Source organism: Aeromonas sp. sif2433, from assembly GCF_019218705.1.
GTDB lineage: Bacteria > Pseudomonadota > Gammaproteobacteria > Enterobacterales > Aeromonadaceae > Aeromonas > Aeromonas encheleia.
The window spans coordinates 113,813-126,666 of sequence record NZ_JAHUXD010000005.1; the positions used below are offsets into that span (position 1 = coordinate 113,813).

The following is a 12,854-nucleotide window of genomic DNA, read 5'->3' on the forward strand; positions in this document are numbered from 1 at the left end:
CCCTGAGTATGCTGGGACGGATAATTTCTCGGTGATTAGCGCAGCCCGGTAGCGCATCTGGTTTGGGACCAGAGGGTCAAAGGTTCGAATCCTTTATCACCGACCAAGTTCATCGAGGTGTCAGATAGACTTCTCGATACAGAGCGCCCTTAGCTCAGTCGGATAGAGCAACGGCCTTCTAAGCCGTGGGTCGCAGGTTCGAATCCTGCAGGGCGCACCATTAATGTTTACCCTCGTCTGGGGTGTTCATTAACGGACAATTTCAGTGGTGGCTGTAGCTCAGTTGGTAGAGTCCCGGATTGTGATTCCGGTTGTCGTGGGTTCGAGCCCCATCAGCCACCCCATTATTTTCTGTTTGTGCCTTAGCGCCAACAGAGGTCAGTCTGACTGACCGCGTGCACGCCTCGTCGCACGCTCAAGAACCGGCCATGTGCCGGTTTTTTTGTTTTTGGCGCCGGCTACCGCGAAGGCGCCAGCCACCCTCTTCCTCTTTCTCTCTTGCCCGCCGTGCCCTCCCCTGCGCGTATGTCCCTCTGCCTGATCCTGTCGGCACCGCCCTAAGCGCCTCTGGACCCATCCTCTATCCCGGCGAGAGCATCGCCAAAATAACTAATGATTCATGCAGTTAGCCTGAGGTCACAGAAATGAACTGGGCCATACTCCCTGCCTGACCTATCCCTAGGCACCATGACGCAGCGCAAACTTTGCCGCCCGGCACTGTGCTATTGCTGCAGGAACGCATGCATTCTGTTCACATATTGCCAACCGGGAGCGCTCGCCCAGGCAGAGCCATGCCGGGCACAGCGGTGAGGGTGCAAGAGGGTCGTTCAAGAGTTATCGGGGATGCTGCGCCACCTGGGGGTAGCAATCGTGAATATATTGTTAAAATAGATAGGCCTAATCCAATTCTTCGCGCGCCAGGCGCGAAATAAATGAACAACCTAATGATAAATAAGGATTAATGGATAAGGGCCCTGCCAGGTGATGACGACGGCCGTGCAATAACCACAGATAGCAAAGTGGAAATCTTCCCCATAATGAGTTGTTAGCCTTACAAATGACAGCCAAGGAGAGACTGAGATGAGTGAAGAAAGCAAATGCCCCTTCAACCACACCGCCGGCGTCGGCAGAACCAATCGGGACTGGTGGCCGAGCCAGCTGCGGCTGGATCTTCTGCACCAGCATTCCTCCAGCTCCGATCCCATGGACAAAGACTTCGATTACGTCAAGGCGTTCGAGAGCCTTGACTACAAGGCGCTCAAGAAAGATCTGGTCAGGCTGATGACCGACTCCCAGGAGTGGTGGCCGGCGGACTTCGGCCACTACGGACCGCAGTTCATCCGCATGGCCTGGCACGCCGCGGGGACCTATCGCACCACAGATGGTCGCGGCGGCGGCGGCCGCGGCCAGCAACGCTTCGCCCCCCTCAACAGCTGGCCAGACAACGTCAACATCGACAAATCACGGCGCCTGCTCTGGCCCATCAAGCAGAAGTACGGCAGCCAGATCTCCTGGGCCGATCTGCTGATCCTCGCCGGCAACGTCGCCCTGGAGTCGATGGGCTTCAGAACCTTCGGTTTTGGCGGCGGCCGCGCGGACGTGTGGGAGCCGGATCAGGACGTCAACTGGGGCGATGAGATCGCCTGGCTCGGGGTCGACAAGCGTTTCAGCGGTGACCGCGAGCTCGATGCCCCCTTCGGCGCAACTCACATGGGGCTGATCTACGTCAACCCCGAAGGCCCCAATGCCAGCGGCGACTACATGGCCGCCGCCAAGGACATTCGCACCACCTTCGGCCGCATGGCGATGGACGACGAGGAGACAGTCGCCCTCATTGCCGGTGGCCATACCTTCGGCAAGGCCCATGGCGCCGCGCCGGAATCCCACAAGGGACCCGAGCCGGAAGGCGCGCCACTGGAGGCGCAGGGCCTGGGCTGGATGAGCAATTACGGCAGCGGCCATGGCAAGGACACCATCTCCAGCGGCATCGAGGTCACCTGGACCAAGACCCCTGCCCTGTGGAGCAACAACTTCTTCGAGAACCTGTTCAAGTACGAATGGGAGCTGACCAAGTCACCTGCAGGCGCCAAGCAGTGGGTGGCCAAGGATGCACCGGAGATCATTCCCGATGCCCATATCCCGGGCAAGTTCCACAAGCCGACCATGCTGACCACCGACCTGACCCTGCGCTTTGACCCAGAATTTGGCAAGATCTCCCGCCACTTCTACGAGGATCCCCAGGCCTTCGCCGATGCCTTTGCCCGCGCCTGGTACAAGCTGACCCACAGGGACATGGGCCCCATCGCACGCTACCTGGGGCCGGAAGTGCCCAGCGAGGAGCTGATCTGGCAAGACCCCATCCCCGCCGTCAATCATCCCCTGGTCGATGACAAGGACCTGGCCGCCCTCAAGGAGAAGATCCTCGCCTCCGCCCTGACCGTCGCCGAGCTGGCATCGACCGCCTGGGCCTCTGCCGCCACCTTCCGCGGCTCAGACAAACGCGGCGGCGCCAACGGTGCGCGCATCCGGCTCGCCCCGCAAAACCAGTGGGAAGCCAACCAGCCGGCACAGTTGGCGAAGGTGCTGAAGGTGCTCGAGGGTATCCAGGCTGACTTTAACAAGGAGGCCAAGGGCGGCAAGCGGGTATCCCTGGCCGATCTGATCGTGATCGCGGGCGGTGCCGGCGTCGAACTGGCGGCGAAGAAAGCCGGTGTCGTGGTGACGGTGCCGTTCAGGCCAGGCCGCATGGATGCCTCCCAGGCACAGACCGACGTCGAGGCGTTCGCCGTGCTGGAACCCCTCGCCGACGGTTTCCGCAACTATCTAGGCGGCGACTACGCGGAGCTCTCGGAAGCCATGCTGGTCGACAAGGCACAGCTGCTGACGCTCACCGCGCCCGAGATGACGGTGCTGGTCGGTGGCCTGCGCATGCTGGGGGCCAACGCCGGCTCCAAACACGGGATCCTGACCTCGACCCCCGGGACGCTCTCCAACGACTTCTTCGTCAACCTGCTCGACATGGGCACGGAGTGGAAGCCGGCCGGCGTCAAAGGGATCTACGAAGGGGTAGAGCGCAAGACGGGCAAGGCCAAGTGGACGGGGACGCGTGTCGATCTCGTGTTCGGCTCGAACTCCCAGCTGCGGGCACTGGCCGAGGTCTACGCCAGCGCCGATGCGAAGGAGAAATTCGTGAAGGACTTCGTGGCGGCCTGGACCAAGGTGATGAACCTGGATCGCTTCGATCTCGCCTGAGTTTGAAAGAGTAGCGACTGACGCTCCGGTTTCCGCGGATGGCACCCCAGCCATCGCGGACATCGGAGCGTTGTTTTTGATGGACTAGACAGACCCCAAAGCAAAAAGCCCGACCATGAGATCGGGCTTTGCTATTTGGCGGCGGGTCGGGATTGACTCGCACCATCCCTGGCACTCGCCCTGCGGGCAGCCTTCAGCTGTCCAAGAGGGCTATCCTGCCCGCTTGTCGAACAGGGTTCGAACCGAGCCGCCCGTCACCGGAAAAAGTAAGAGGGCCTGTCTTGCGACAGGCCCTCTTACTTTATTTGGCGGTGAGGGAGGGATGATTCGCCACTGCGTGGCTCACCCCTTCGGGGCGGCCTACGGCCGTTCATCGCAGCAAGCTGCTCTGCTCGAACCCGGGCGAGGGTTCTCACCCTCCCTCTATTGGCATCAGGGAATGTGGTGCTCCATGATGCGAAAAACCGACCCTGAGGTCGGTTTTTCAATTTGGCGGTGAGGGAGGGATTCGAACCCTCGATACGTTGCCGTATACACACTTTCCAGGCGTGCTCCTTCAGCCACTCGGACACCTCACCAAATTTTGGTCTGTTGTTTAAGGTGTTCAGCCAACACCGGTTCGTTGCGCCATTGCGCCGGAACGGGGCGTAATTTAGGGGAAAGCCCCGCCTGCGTCAACGGCTTTTTGGCTGCCACGAACCGTTCGCACATTTAACGCACAGATCAATGTACCGATTCAGGTGCGACCTGGATTTCCGGCAGGTTCAGGAAGCCCAGCCGCTCACATTCGGCCACCACTTCGTGGGTCGCCGCCGTGGTGCTCTCGACGAACAGCAGGAACTGCTCCACGCTCAGCCCCGCCTTGGTGAAGACGGTATGGCCCACGATGAGGCGCGGCAGGTTGTCGTCGATGATGTCGAGGAACACCTTGAGCGAGGGATATTGCATGTTGAGGCGACCCAGCTCGGCCATCACTGGCAGCAGCGACGAGGGGCGCACCTCCAGTTCGGATGAGAACAGCAGCCCTTCCTCTTCGACAAAGATCCGGCTCTCCTGGATACCCTCGACGGACTGCAGGGACACCATGTGGATGCCATGACACTGATCGCACACATAGTGCTCGATCCTGGCCTGTTGCAACCACCGCATTATCATTTCAGAGCTGGGGATATTCATCATTTTCACGAACACAATAAGGATCAAGGGGCGCAGTCTAAACCAATTTTCCGACAACCAAAAGTACACAGGCCGGATAAGCCGGCGTCTCGCTTCTTTTTGGCAAGCGCTATGCATATACTCAGCCATTCTCGCCTCACACTCGCCCCACAGGGGGCCCGATGACCATCCAAGAAAAATATCGCCTGCATCTGAAGTCCCTCTCGGATGAATTGCTTGCCCTGCAAAAGCCCATCCGCATCCTGGATGCCATCAAGTGGCCCCGCCACCTGCAGACCGAGTTTCTGGCCAAGGGCGGACGAGAGTTGCCGGCCATCGATGCCAACTTCTATCAGGCCCTCCCCCTCGATTTCGATCCGCGCAACAAGTATCTGGAGCTCAAGGAGCTGAGGGACAGGATCCGCCGACGACTCGGCCCCCAGGACGATTTGGGCCGAATCCTGCAAGAGACGGTCGATCAGTACATGGTGGTGATCGAGATGCTGCGCCAGCGCGGGCAGCCGGACTTCCAGCGTTACAGCCAGCTGCTGTACGGCTCGGCCAGCGACCACCTGCGCGGGGATCGCAAGACCCTCAAGGAGCTGGGAGCCCGGCTGTGCGACATCTTCTCGCTGCCCGGCGCCCGCCACCTGGTGCGCCCCTACCCCAAGGAGTTTGAGGGGGAAGCGGCGGTGGCCAAGCTGCAGGGCAAGCTGTCGAACTACTTCAGCGACGGCACAGTGCAGGTCAAGCTGAGCGATGGCATCGTCTCGGACGCCGCCGCCGGGGGGGATTACATCAAGCTGAGCACCCACGCCCGCTTCTCCGAGCTGGACCTGCAGGTGCTGGAGGTGCACGAGGGCTGGGTGCACGTGGGCACCACCCTCAACGGTCGCCAGCAATCCTATGCCACCTGGCTAGGCGCCGGTTCGCCGCGCATCACCGCCTGCCAGGAGGGGTTGGCGGTGCTCATCGAGACGCTCACCTTCAGCTCCTTCCCGGACAGGGCCAAGCGCATCTCGGATCGGGTGATGGCCATCGACATGGCGGAGCGTGGCGCCGACTTCATCGAGGTATTCCGCCATTTCGTCGAGAAGGGGGCCAGCGAGCACGATGCCTACAAGATCACCCAGCGGGTGTTTCGCGGCGGCATGGTCGAGGGGGGCGCCTGCTTCACCAAGGATCTCTCCTACGTGAAGGGCTATGTGGAGACGGTCAACTTCATCCGCAGCGCCGTGCTGGAGGGGGTGCCCGAGATCCTGCCCATGCTGTTCGTGGGCAAGGTGACCCTGGACGACATCCCGGTGCTCTACCAACACTACCTGGAGGGGCTGATCGATGCGCCCCGCTACCTGCCCCCCATGTTCCGCGATCTCACCGGCCTCTATGTCTGGTTCGGCTTCGCCTCCGGCATGTCGCTGGTGGACATAGGCCGGGTGCAGCAGCATTTTCGTCAGCTGTTCCACCGCCTGCCGGTGGCCGATCCCATCATAGCGCCGGTGGACATCGAGATAGACTGAGCCACCAGCAGATGCAAGAAGGGCGCCCTGTCGGCGCCCTTTTGCTTTGCATGCTCGGTTACTTGAAGGCCTGACCATCCAGGTAGTGCTTGCGGCAGAGCGACACATAGCGATCGTTGCCGCCGATCTCCACCTGCTCGCCGTCACGCATCACCTGCCCCGCCTCGTTGACTCTGGAGTTCATGTGCGCCTTGTTGCCGCACCAGCAGATGCTTTTCAGCTCCTCGAACTTGTCGGCCAGGCAGAGCAGATGGTAGGAGCCGGGGAACAGCTCCCCCCGAAAATCGGTCTTGAGGCCATAGGCGATGACCGGGATCTTGAGCTCATCGACGATGCGGGCGAGCTGGTACACCTGCTCGCGGGTCAGGAACTGCGCCTCGTCGACGATGAACACATCGATCTTCTTCTCGCCGTGACGAGCCTTGACCATCTCGAGCAGATCGCAGCTGTCACTGAACACCTCCACCTTCAGCTCCAGCCCCACTCTGGCGCTGATCACCCCGGCCCCGAAGCGATCGTCGATGACGGGCGTCATGGCCAGCGGAACCATGCCGCGCTCCAGGTAGTTGAAGTGGGCCTGGATGAGCTGGGTGGACTTGCCTGAGTTCATGGTGGCAAATTTGTAGTGCAGTGAAGCCATGGTGCTGTTCCGAAACTGAATTTATGGGGCGCATGCTAACCAAAGGCCCCGCCAAAACCAAGGGGCCCGTGGGCCCCTTGTTCTTTTTTATGCGATGGCCAGGTCTCGCTGGAGCCGGGCCTTGCGCAGATGGTAGCCGGAGAAGATCACGAACCAGAGCGCGCTGACCGTGAAGCCCGCCAGCACCGAGTGCATCAGCCCCATGACCAGGTAACCGAGCGCGGCACCGAAGGCGATGGCCAGCGCATAGGGCAGCTGGGTCATTACGTGATCGATGTGATGGCAGCCGGCGCCGGTGGCCGACAGTATGCTGGTACTGGAGATGGGCGAGCTGTGATCACCGAACACCGAGCCCGCCAGCACCGCGGCCAGCATCGGCAGCATCAGGCTGATGTCGCTGGCGGCCGCCATGTCACCGGCCAGCGGCAGCATGATGCCGAAGGTGCCCCAGCTGGTGCCGGTGGCAAACGCCATGGCACAGGAGAGGATGAACACCACCGCCGGCAGCACTTCGATCGGCAGGTTGCCATTGGCCATGGAGGCCAGATATTTGCCGGTCTCCACGTCACGCACCACGGCGCCTATGGTCCAGGCGAACAGCAGTATGTTGATCGCCGGTAGCATGGCCATGATCCCTTGCGGTGCGGCCTTCATCCAGTTTCTGGCCCCCAGCTTGAGGCGCATGGCCAGACCGATGGAGACCACCAGGCTGCACAGGGCGCCGTAGACCAGGGAGGAGCCGACGTTGGTGTTCTCGAACGAGCCGAGCACGCTGAACGGCAGGCCTTTGCCCTCCAGCACGGCGGCGCCGGAATGGATCATGAAGTAGACGGTCGCCAGGGTCAGGGTCAGGATCGGCAGCACCATGTCGATCATGCCGCCATTGCTCTCCTCCGGAGATTCCATGTCCAGCCCGATGGGACGGCCCTTTGACTCGTCCCACAGCTTGCCCTCCAGCGCCCACTGCTCATGTTGACGCATGGAGCCGATGTCGAGCTGGAACGCGATCACCACCAGTACCATGATCAGGGTGAACACGGCATAGAGGTTCATCGGGATCATCTCGACGAAGGCGGAGATGGGACTCTGATCGGTCAGGCCATGGGCCGCCATGATGCCCCCCACCAGGGCGATGATGTAGGCCCCCCAGGAGGAGATGGGCATCAGCACGCAGACCGGTGCGGCGGTGGAGTCGAGCAGATAGGCCAGCTTGGCGCGGGAGATCTGGAAGCGATCGGTGACCGGACGGCAGATGGCCCCCACCGACAGGCTGTGGAAGAAGTCATCGATGAAGAAGGCAAACACCATCATGCCGGTGAGCGCCTTGGCCCCCTTGCGGGTCTTGGCACGGCGCTCGGCCCACTCGGCGAAGGCCCGGGTCGCACCGGAGACGCTCATCAAGCTGATGAGGCCGCCCAGCAGCAGCATGAACAGGATCATGTTGACGTTGTCACGGTTCAGCGCACCGTCGACCCAGACGATCTTGAGCACGGTGTTCAGCATGTAATGCAGGGAATCGAGCGGGGAAAACTGGTTGAGCAGCAGGCTGCCGGCCACGATACCGACCCCCAGCGACACCAGGACGCGACGGGTGATGATCGCCAGGGCGACGGCCAATAAGGGGGGAATGACTGACCAACCGGAGTCGGCGTAATGAACGATGTCCATGATCTCTTTGCACCTAAAGACAGCAGGTGGAGATCTACCGAGAGGATCTAAAGAAACAAAACCCGGGGCGGGCATACTCCTCAGCCCCTTCAGGTAGCGCTCCATAGTGGATGACTATGGCAGTCCTGCACCTATTAGATGCAGAACCAGCAACCCGGTATGATGGCCTGGTCACTTCGGCGCCGACTCCTTTCATCGAGCATCGCAGGCATCACCCTCCGCTCGGTTACTCATAGGCAGCGCGCCTCTACTTAAAGGTATTCGGGGCACATTTTATCGGGACACCGCGTGATAGCAAGTTTTTTGATTAAAATTCAATGTTAGTGCAGGGATCTTACGCAAAATGGTAGTCAAATGGTGCGAACAATCCAATATAGACAACATTTTCATCTACTTGAATCTCATTTGGAGATGACAGCTTCAATACCTGTGCTATATCTTCCCGCTAATTATCCATCCAGCTTAATTTACATACCGAATTAATTAATTCAGTTTGCTTGACTTGATCGCAAACCACCCTTTAAATTATCGAAAAGCACATCTCATTTCCTTAATATTCCTGCGCGCGTGGTAGCCTATATGAACGAATTTCTGAAAGTCCTGCTGAATATCCGTAGCCTGCGGGCGACTTGCCGTGAATTGACTCTGGAGCAACTGGAAGAGGGTCTGGAAAAACTCACCGCCATCGTCACCGAGCGCCAGCAGGATGAATCCGCCGAGCGTCAGGCCCGTGCAGAGCACCAGCAAAAAATTACCGAATATGCCGAGATGTTGAAGGCCGCAGGCATAGATCCAGCCGAATTAGTGGGTAGTGTTGCCATCGATGCTCCCAAGGCCGGCAAGGGCAAGCGAGCGCCCCGCCCCGCCAAATATCGTTATCTGGATAACGGGGTGGAAAAAACCTGGACCGGTCAGGGTCGCATGCCCTCCGCCATTGCCAAGGCCGTGGCCGAAGGGAAATCCGTGGAAGATTTTGCCATCTGATGCATCCCGTATTGTTCAAATAAAAAAACCTCGCCTGGTGAGGTTTTTTTATTTCCGTAGATGGTGGTCACTCAGCCCCGATCGGCCGCCTTGACCCACAACACCTCGGGGGTGCCGGTGCAGGCTAGCAGGTATCTGGCCACGGTGAAGAACCAGTCACTCAGCCTGTTCAGATAAGGCAGGATGGCCGGATTCACCTGCTCTGCACGGCTCAAGCCCAGCAGCAGGCGCTCGCAGCGCCGGGTCAGGGTACGCACCACATGAGCCTGCGCCGCCGCCCGTGAGCCACTCGGCAAAATGAAATTGCGCAATACCGGCAACTGGGCGCTATAGGCATCGATCTGTTGCTCGAGTCTGGCGGTCCAGCCCTCGTTGACTTGCCACAGGGCGGCATTCTGCGCCGCACTGGAAAAAGCCAGCTCCCCGCCCAGATCAAACAACTCCTGCTGCAACTGCACCAGCTGGGCCAATAACACCGCCTCTTGCGACGGTATTTCGGCAATAAGCAGACCTATCTGGGAATTCAATTCATCCACGGCGCCATAGGTCTCGACCCGCATATCATCTTTGGCAAGCTGGGCACCGTCCGCCAGACGGGTGAGGCCCTTGTCTCCTTGTCGGGTATATATTCTCATACTGACATCCTGTTAATAATGGGAATAATCATGGTCTCCAGCCCATTGAGCTTGATCTCGTACGCCAGCGCCAATGACTGGCCCAGGCTACCGGCTGGAAAACCTGTCCGTGCCATCCACACCAGATAGGGCTCGGGAATATCGATGATGCGTCGCCCCTGATATTTACCGTATGGCATCTTCTTCGCCAGGCTGAGCAATACCCGCTCGTCAGATAATCCATCCATATTAATCAATATTCAGATATTTGTGGGTCTGGATGGAGAGCCGCCAATTACGGGCGATACAGGTCGCCATGGCCAACTCGGTCGCCCTGGCCTTCTGGCTGATGGGCTGCAGCGCTATCATCACATCGGGACGCAGGCTGGCCGTCGCCAGCAAGGCATCGAGCTCCTCGATATGGCGCTCGGTGGCCACCGGGTGCTTGATCTCGTTGGCACGCTCGAGCGCCGACACCAGCACCGGCAAGCCCCCCTTCATGCCTATCTTGGGAGAGACGGTGACCCAAGTGTCGTCGTGGGTCTGGATCTCGCTGGTACCACTGGTTTCGATCTGCACCTGATACCCCGCCGCCAGCAAGGCCGCTGATAGCTCATGCAGGTCATACAGGCAGGGCTCACCACCGGTTAACACCACGTGGCGGGCCCGGTAACCCAGCGTCTCGAAGCTGGCCAGGATCTGCGCCGTGCTCATCTTGCTCCAGCCATCGGACTCGTTGGAACGATCAAGCACCTCGCTACTGCCCACCTCACGCGCCGGATCCACCACCCAGGTATGACGGGTGTCACACCAGGGACAGCCCACCGGGCAACCCTGCAGGCGAACGAAGATGGCGGGCAGGCCGGTGAAGACGCCCTCCCCCTGGATGGTCTGGAAGATCTCGTTGATTGGGTAGTGCATGCTGATCACGGCTTGTTGCAAAAGGCGCGGATTATACCCCAAACCGGGGCAAGACGCAGGCTCAGGATCCGCTTTTCTCACCCAGCCCGGTTTTCTCACGCAGGCGGGCCATGACCCCGACCCGATCGGCCAGATAATGGTTCAAGCCACGGCTGCGCAGCTCGCAGGCGGGACAGCTGCCACAGCCATCCCCCAGGATGCCGTTGTAACAGGTGAGCGTCTGCTGACGCACCCTGTCGAGCTGACCATAATGATCCGCCAGCGCCCAGGTTTCGGCCTTGTCGAGCCACATCAGCGGCGTCTCGAAGCGGATGCCGCGATCCAGCCCAAGGGAGACCGCCTGGTTGAGCGCCTTGACGAACTCGTCGCGGCAATCCGGGTAGCCGGAGAAGTCGGTCTCGCAGACCCCGGTGATCACCGTCTCGGCGCCGACCTGATAGGCGTAGATGGAGGCCAGGGTCAGAAACAGTATGTTGCGGCCCGGCACGAAGGTGTTGGGCAGGCCGTTGTCCTGCAGCTCGCCGCTGACCGGGATCTCGTCCCGGGTCAAGGCCGAAACCGCCAGCTCCCCCAGCATGGTCACATCCATCACCTTGTGAGCAGCGATGCCAAACTCGCTGGCCAGACGGCGAGCGGTGTCGATCTCCTCCCGGTGGCGCTGGCCATAGTCGAAGGTGATGGCGTGTACTTCATCATAGCGGGCCAGGGCCTGCACCAGGCAGGTGGTACTGTCCTGACCACCACTGAATACCACGACGGCTTTTTTCACGTTCATCACTCCTGTTTGCAATTCAGATTCAAGCGCGGCGACCTTGTGCAAAGTCATGCCACTGCTGGTTCAACTGGGAAAAGAGGTTCATCAGCGGGGCGAAGCGCTCGGGCTCCCCCTCCCACTGGGATAACAGATGGTAGCCCGCCTCCAGGGTCGACAGCGCCTCGGGGAACGGCTTCTTGCGAATGGAGTATTGACCCGCCATAGCGCCGAGCTTGATCCTCGGTAGCCGCAGCAGGGCCGGGTTGCTGTGCAGCATGCGATACGCCTTGCGCCAGGTGCCATCGAGCAGGATGAAATGCACCTCTTTGGCTTGCCCGCTGCCCTCGCGCACCTGCGCCAGGGTCAGGGCCTGATCGTCTGGCCACAGCAGATAACATTGCACCCCGGGGTCGCCGAGCAGGGCATTGAGCCAGTCGGCATCGGCGAAGCTCTCCCCCACATGAATGCGGGCCTGGCTGAGGGAGGCGGCCAGCAGGGCGGCCGTGCCCTTGGGGTGAGCCACCTCGGTCGGATGCTGCAGAATGTGGAGCGGGGCAAGATGGGGCACCTGCTGAATATAATCACACAGGCAGGCTTTGAGGGCTCGGGTGCAGCGTGTACAGTAACGGCTCTCTTTGTCGTTGGGCCGTTTCATGTTGTCAGAAAAATCGGGTTTGCTCTGGGTCATCACGCTTTCGCTCGTCACTGCCTTGCTCTTCCTCACAGTACCAAATCACCTGATCTCCTTCGATCGTACCCTGATAGCCCAGGGCGAAGGGTGGCGCATCATAACAGGCAATCTGGCCCACACCAACGGATGGCACCTGCTGCTCAATCTGAGCGGCCTGGGCGTGCTCTACAGCCTGTTTCGCGAATACCTGGTGGGCTGGCGCCTGCCCGTGCTGCTCTTGCTGCTGGGAACGGCCGTCGGCCTGGGGATCTGGTGGTGGTGCCCGCAGACCCAGTGGTACATGGGGCTGTCCGGCGCCTTGCATGGGCTCTTCGTGTGGGGCGCCTTGCAGGATATCCGCCATCGCCGCCATTCGGGCTGGCTGATGTTGCTGGGGATCCTCATCAAGCTCGGGCTGGACTTCTACAGCGCCGGTGAGAGCCCGGCCTCCCTGCTGATCGGCGCCCGGGTTCACATCGAATCACATCTGATTGGCTCAGCCGCAGGCCTGTTACTCGGCCTGCTGCCATTCGGTCTGGGTACCCAGACCGTCAAGCCCTGAGCCCAGCTGATGGACAGGTAGCCAGACCGCTCAGAACCGGATCACCGCATCTTCCCACATCGCTACCGTTCAATAGACAACAGGCCGGATTGAAAATCCGGCCTGTTGTCATTC

The 12,854-nt window shown here is 60.3% G+C and carries 12 protein-coding genes, 4 tRNA genes, 1 other RNA gene and 1 riboswitch; of the genes, 7 read left to right on the forward strand and 10 right to left on the reverse strand.

Annotated features, from left to right (window positions below):
• Window positions 1–29: 29 nt before the first annotated feature.
• From KW825_RS09430 to katG, 4 genes are all read left to right on the forward strand, one after another.
• Window positions 30–106, forward strand: a tRNA-Pro gene (locus KW825_RS09430).
• A gap of 37 nt (window positions 107–143) precedes the next feature.
• Window positions 144–220, forward strand: a tRNA-Arg gene (locus KW825_RS09435).
• Between the two features lie 48 nt (window positions 221–268).
• Window positions 269–344 (forward strand) — tRNA-His (locus KW825_RS09440).
• 736 nt (window positions 345–1,080) lie between these two features.
• Window positions 1,081–3,252 (forward strand): catalase/peroxidase HPI, encoded by a 2,172-nt coding sequence (katG, locus tag KW825_RS09445; RefSeq protein ID WP_218329041.1) that lies wholly within the window; start codon window positions 1,081–1,083, stop codon window positions 3,250–3,252.
• A gap of 306 nt (window positions 3,253–3,558) precedes the next feature.
• Here katG and KW825_RS09450 read toward each other — a convergent pair.
• From KW825_RS09450 to KW825_RS09460, 3 genes are all read right to left on the reverse strand, one after another.
• Window positions 3,559–3,688, reverse strand: a non-coding RNA gene (locus tag KW825_RS09450) — RtT sRNA.
• A 54-nt stretch (window positions 3,689–3,742) separates the two neighbouring features.
• Window positions 3,743–3,830: transfer RNA gene (locus KW825_RS09455), tRNA-Ser, on the reverse strand.
• Between the two features lie 145 nt (window positions 3,831–3,975).
• A complete protein-coding gene (locus tag KW825_RS09460) occupies window positions 3,976–4,431 on the reverse strand; it encodes a YbjN domain-containing protein (RefSeq protein ID WP_084228281.1) in 456 nt (151 codons plus the stop codon).
• 158 nt (window positions 4,432–4,589) lie between these two features.
• Between KW825_RS09460 and KW825_RS09465 the strand changes: the two genes are divergently transcribed.
• Complete coding sequence (locus tag KW825_RS09465; protein WP_218329042.1) at window positions 4,590–5,927, forward strand: flavohemoglobin expression-modulating QEGLA motif protein; 1,338 nt, start codon at window positions 4,590–4,592, stop codon at window positions 5,925–5,927.
• A gap of 58 nt (window positions 5,928–5,985) precedes the next feature.
• Here the strand turns inward: KW825_RS09465 and KW825_RS09470 are convergent, their stop codons facing one another.
• Together KW825_RS09470 and KW825_RS09475 are read right to left on the reverse strand one after the other, a co-directional pair.
• A complete protein-coding gene (locus tag KW825_RS09470; RefSeq protein WP_042652339.1) occupies window positions 5,986–6,567 on the reverse strand; it encodes a thymidine kinase in 582 nt (193 codons plus the stop codon).
• An 87-nt stretch (window positions 6,568–6,654) separates the two neighbouring features.
• Entirely contained in the window at window positions 6,655–8,235 is a 1,581-nt protein-coding gene (locus KW825_RS09475; RefSeq protein WP_218329043.1) for a Na+/H+ antiporter NhaC family protein, read from the reverse strand.
• An 86-nt stretch (window positions 8,236–8,321) separates the two neighbouring features.
• Window positions 8,322–8,493: riboswitch (Lysine riboswitch) on the reverse strand.
• A gap of 321 nt (window positions 8,494–8,814) precedes the next feature.
• Between KW825_RS09475 and KW825_RS09480 the strand changes: the two genes are divergently transcribed.
• Window positions 8,815–9,219, forward strand: coding sequence for an H-NS family nucleoid-associated regulatory protein (locus KW825_RS09480; protein WP_218329044.1), 405 nt, complete (start codon window positions 8,815–8,817; stop codon window positions 9,217–9,219).
• Between the two features lie 71 nt (window positions 9,220–9,290).
• On the opposite strand, the gene KW825_RS09485 is transcribed toward KW825_RS09480, so the two are convergent.
• The 5 genes from KW825_RS09485 to KW825_RS09505 form a co-directional block, all read right to left on the reverse strand.
• Window positions 9,291–9,854: a cob(I)yrinic acid a,c-diamide adenosyltransferase gene (locus KW825_RS09485; protein WP_218290960.1), complete on the reverse strand. Its 564-nt coding sequence runs from the start codon at window positions 9,852–9,854 to the stop codon at window positions 9,291–9,293.
• Window positions 9,851–10,081 carry a DUF3820 family protein gene (locus KW825_RS09490; protein ID WP_042652343.1) on the reverse strand — a complete coding sequence of 77 codons (231 nt, stop codon included), beginning with the start codon at window positions 10,079–10,081 and terminating at the stop codon, window positions 9,851–9,853. Before KW825_RS09490 ends, KW825_RS09485 begins: the two co-directional genes overlap by 4 nt.
• A gap of 1 nt (window position 10,082) precedes the next feature.
• Window positions 10,083–10,754, reverse strand: coding sequence for a 7-carboxy-7-deazaguanine synthase QueE (gene queE / locus KW825_RS09495; protein WP_218290959.1), 672 nt, complete (start codon window positions 10,752–10,754; stop codon window positions 10,083–10,085).
• 61 nt (window positions 10,755–10,815) lie between these two features.
• A complete protein-coding gene (queC, locus tag KW825_RS09500) occupies window positions 10,816–11,523 on the reverse strand; it encodes a 7-cyano-7-deazaguanine synthase QueC (protein ID WP_042652522.1) in 708 nt (235 codons plus the stop codon).
• 28 nt (window positions 11,524–11,551) lie between these two features.
• Window positions 11,552–12,163 carry a tRNA-uridine aminocarboxypropyltransferase gene (locus KW825_RS09505; protein ID WP_371315797.1) on the reverse strand — a complete coding sequence of 204 codons (612 nt, stop codon included), beginning with the start codon at window positions 12,161–12,163 and terminating at the stop codon, window positions 11,552–11,554.
• Between KW825_RS09505 and rrtA the strand changes: the two genes are divergently transcribed.
• Window positions 12,162–12,740, forward strand: a complete 579-nt coding sequence (gene rrtA, locus KW825_RS09510) for a rhombosortase (RefSeq protein ID WP_256353814.1) — start codon at window positions 12,162–12,164, stop codon at window positions 12,738–12,740. The two genes, KW825_RS09505 and rrtA, sit on opposite strands and share 2 nt — an antisense overlap.
• Window positions 12,741–12,854: the final 114 nt, after the last annotated feature.

Bases quoted from the DNA above. Each gene is read 5' to 3' on its own strand.
- katG (WP_218329041.1), top strand. From the start codon at position 1,081: ATGAGTGAAGAAAGCAAATGCCCCTTCAACCACACCGCCGGCGTCGGC.
- KW825_RS09460 (WP_084228281.1), bottom strand. From the start codon at position 4,431: ATGATGAATATCCCCAGCTCTGAAATGATAATGCGGTGGTTGCAACAG.
- KW825_RS09465 (WP_218329042.1), top strand. From the start codon at position 4,590: ATGACCATCCAAGAAAAATATCGCCTGCATCTGAAGTCCCTCTCGGAT.
- KW825_RS09470 (WP_042652339.1), bottom strand. From the start codon at position 6,567: ATGGCTTCACTGCACTACAAATTTGCCACCATGAACTCAGGCAAGTCC.
- KW825_RS09475 (WP_218329043.1), bottom strand. From the start codon at position 8,235: ATGGACATCGTTCATTACGCCGACTCCGGTTGGTCAGTCATTCCCCCC.
- KW825_RS09480 (WP_218329044.1), top strand. From the start codon at position 8,815: ATGAACGAATTTCTGAAAGTCCTGCTGAATATCCGTAGCCTGCGGGCG.
- KW825_RS09485 (WP_218290960.1), bottom strand. From the start codon at position 9,854: ATGAGAATATATACCCGACAAGGAGACAAGGGCCTCACCCGTCTGGCG.
- KW825_RS09490 (WP_042652343.1), bottom strand. From the start codon at position 10,081: ATGGATGGATTATCTGACGAGCGGGTATTGCTCAGCCTGGCGAAGAAG.
- queE (WP_218290959.1), bottom strand. From the start codon at position 10,754: ATGCACTACCCAATCAACGAGATCTTCCAGACCATCCAGGGGGAGGGC.
- rrtA (WP_256353814.1), top strand. From the start codon at position 12,162: ATGTTGTCAGAAAAATCGGGTTTGCTCTGGGTCATCACGCTTTCGCTC.
- KW825_RS09505 (WP_371315797.1), bottom strand. From the start codon at position 12,163: ATGAAACGGCCCAACGACAAAGAGAGCCGTTACTGTACACGCTGCACC.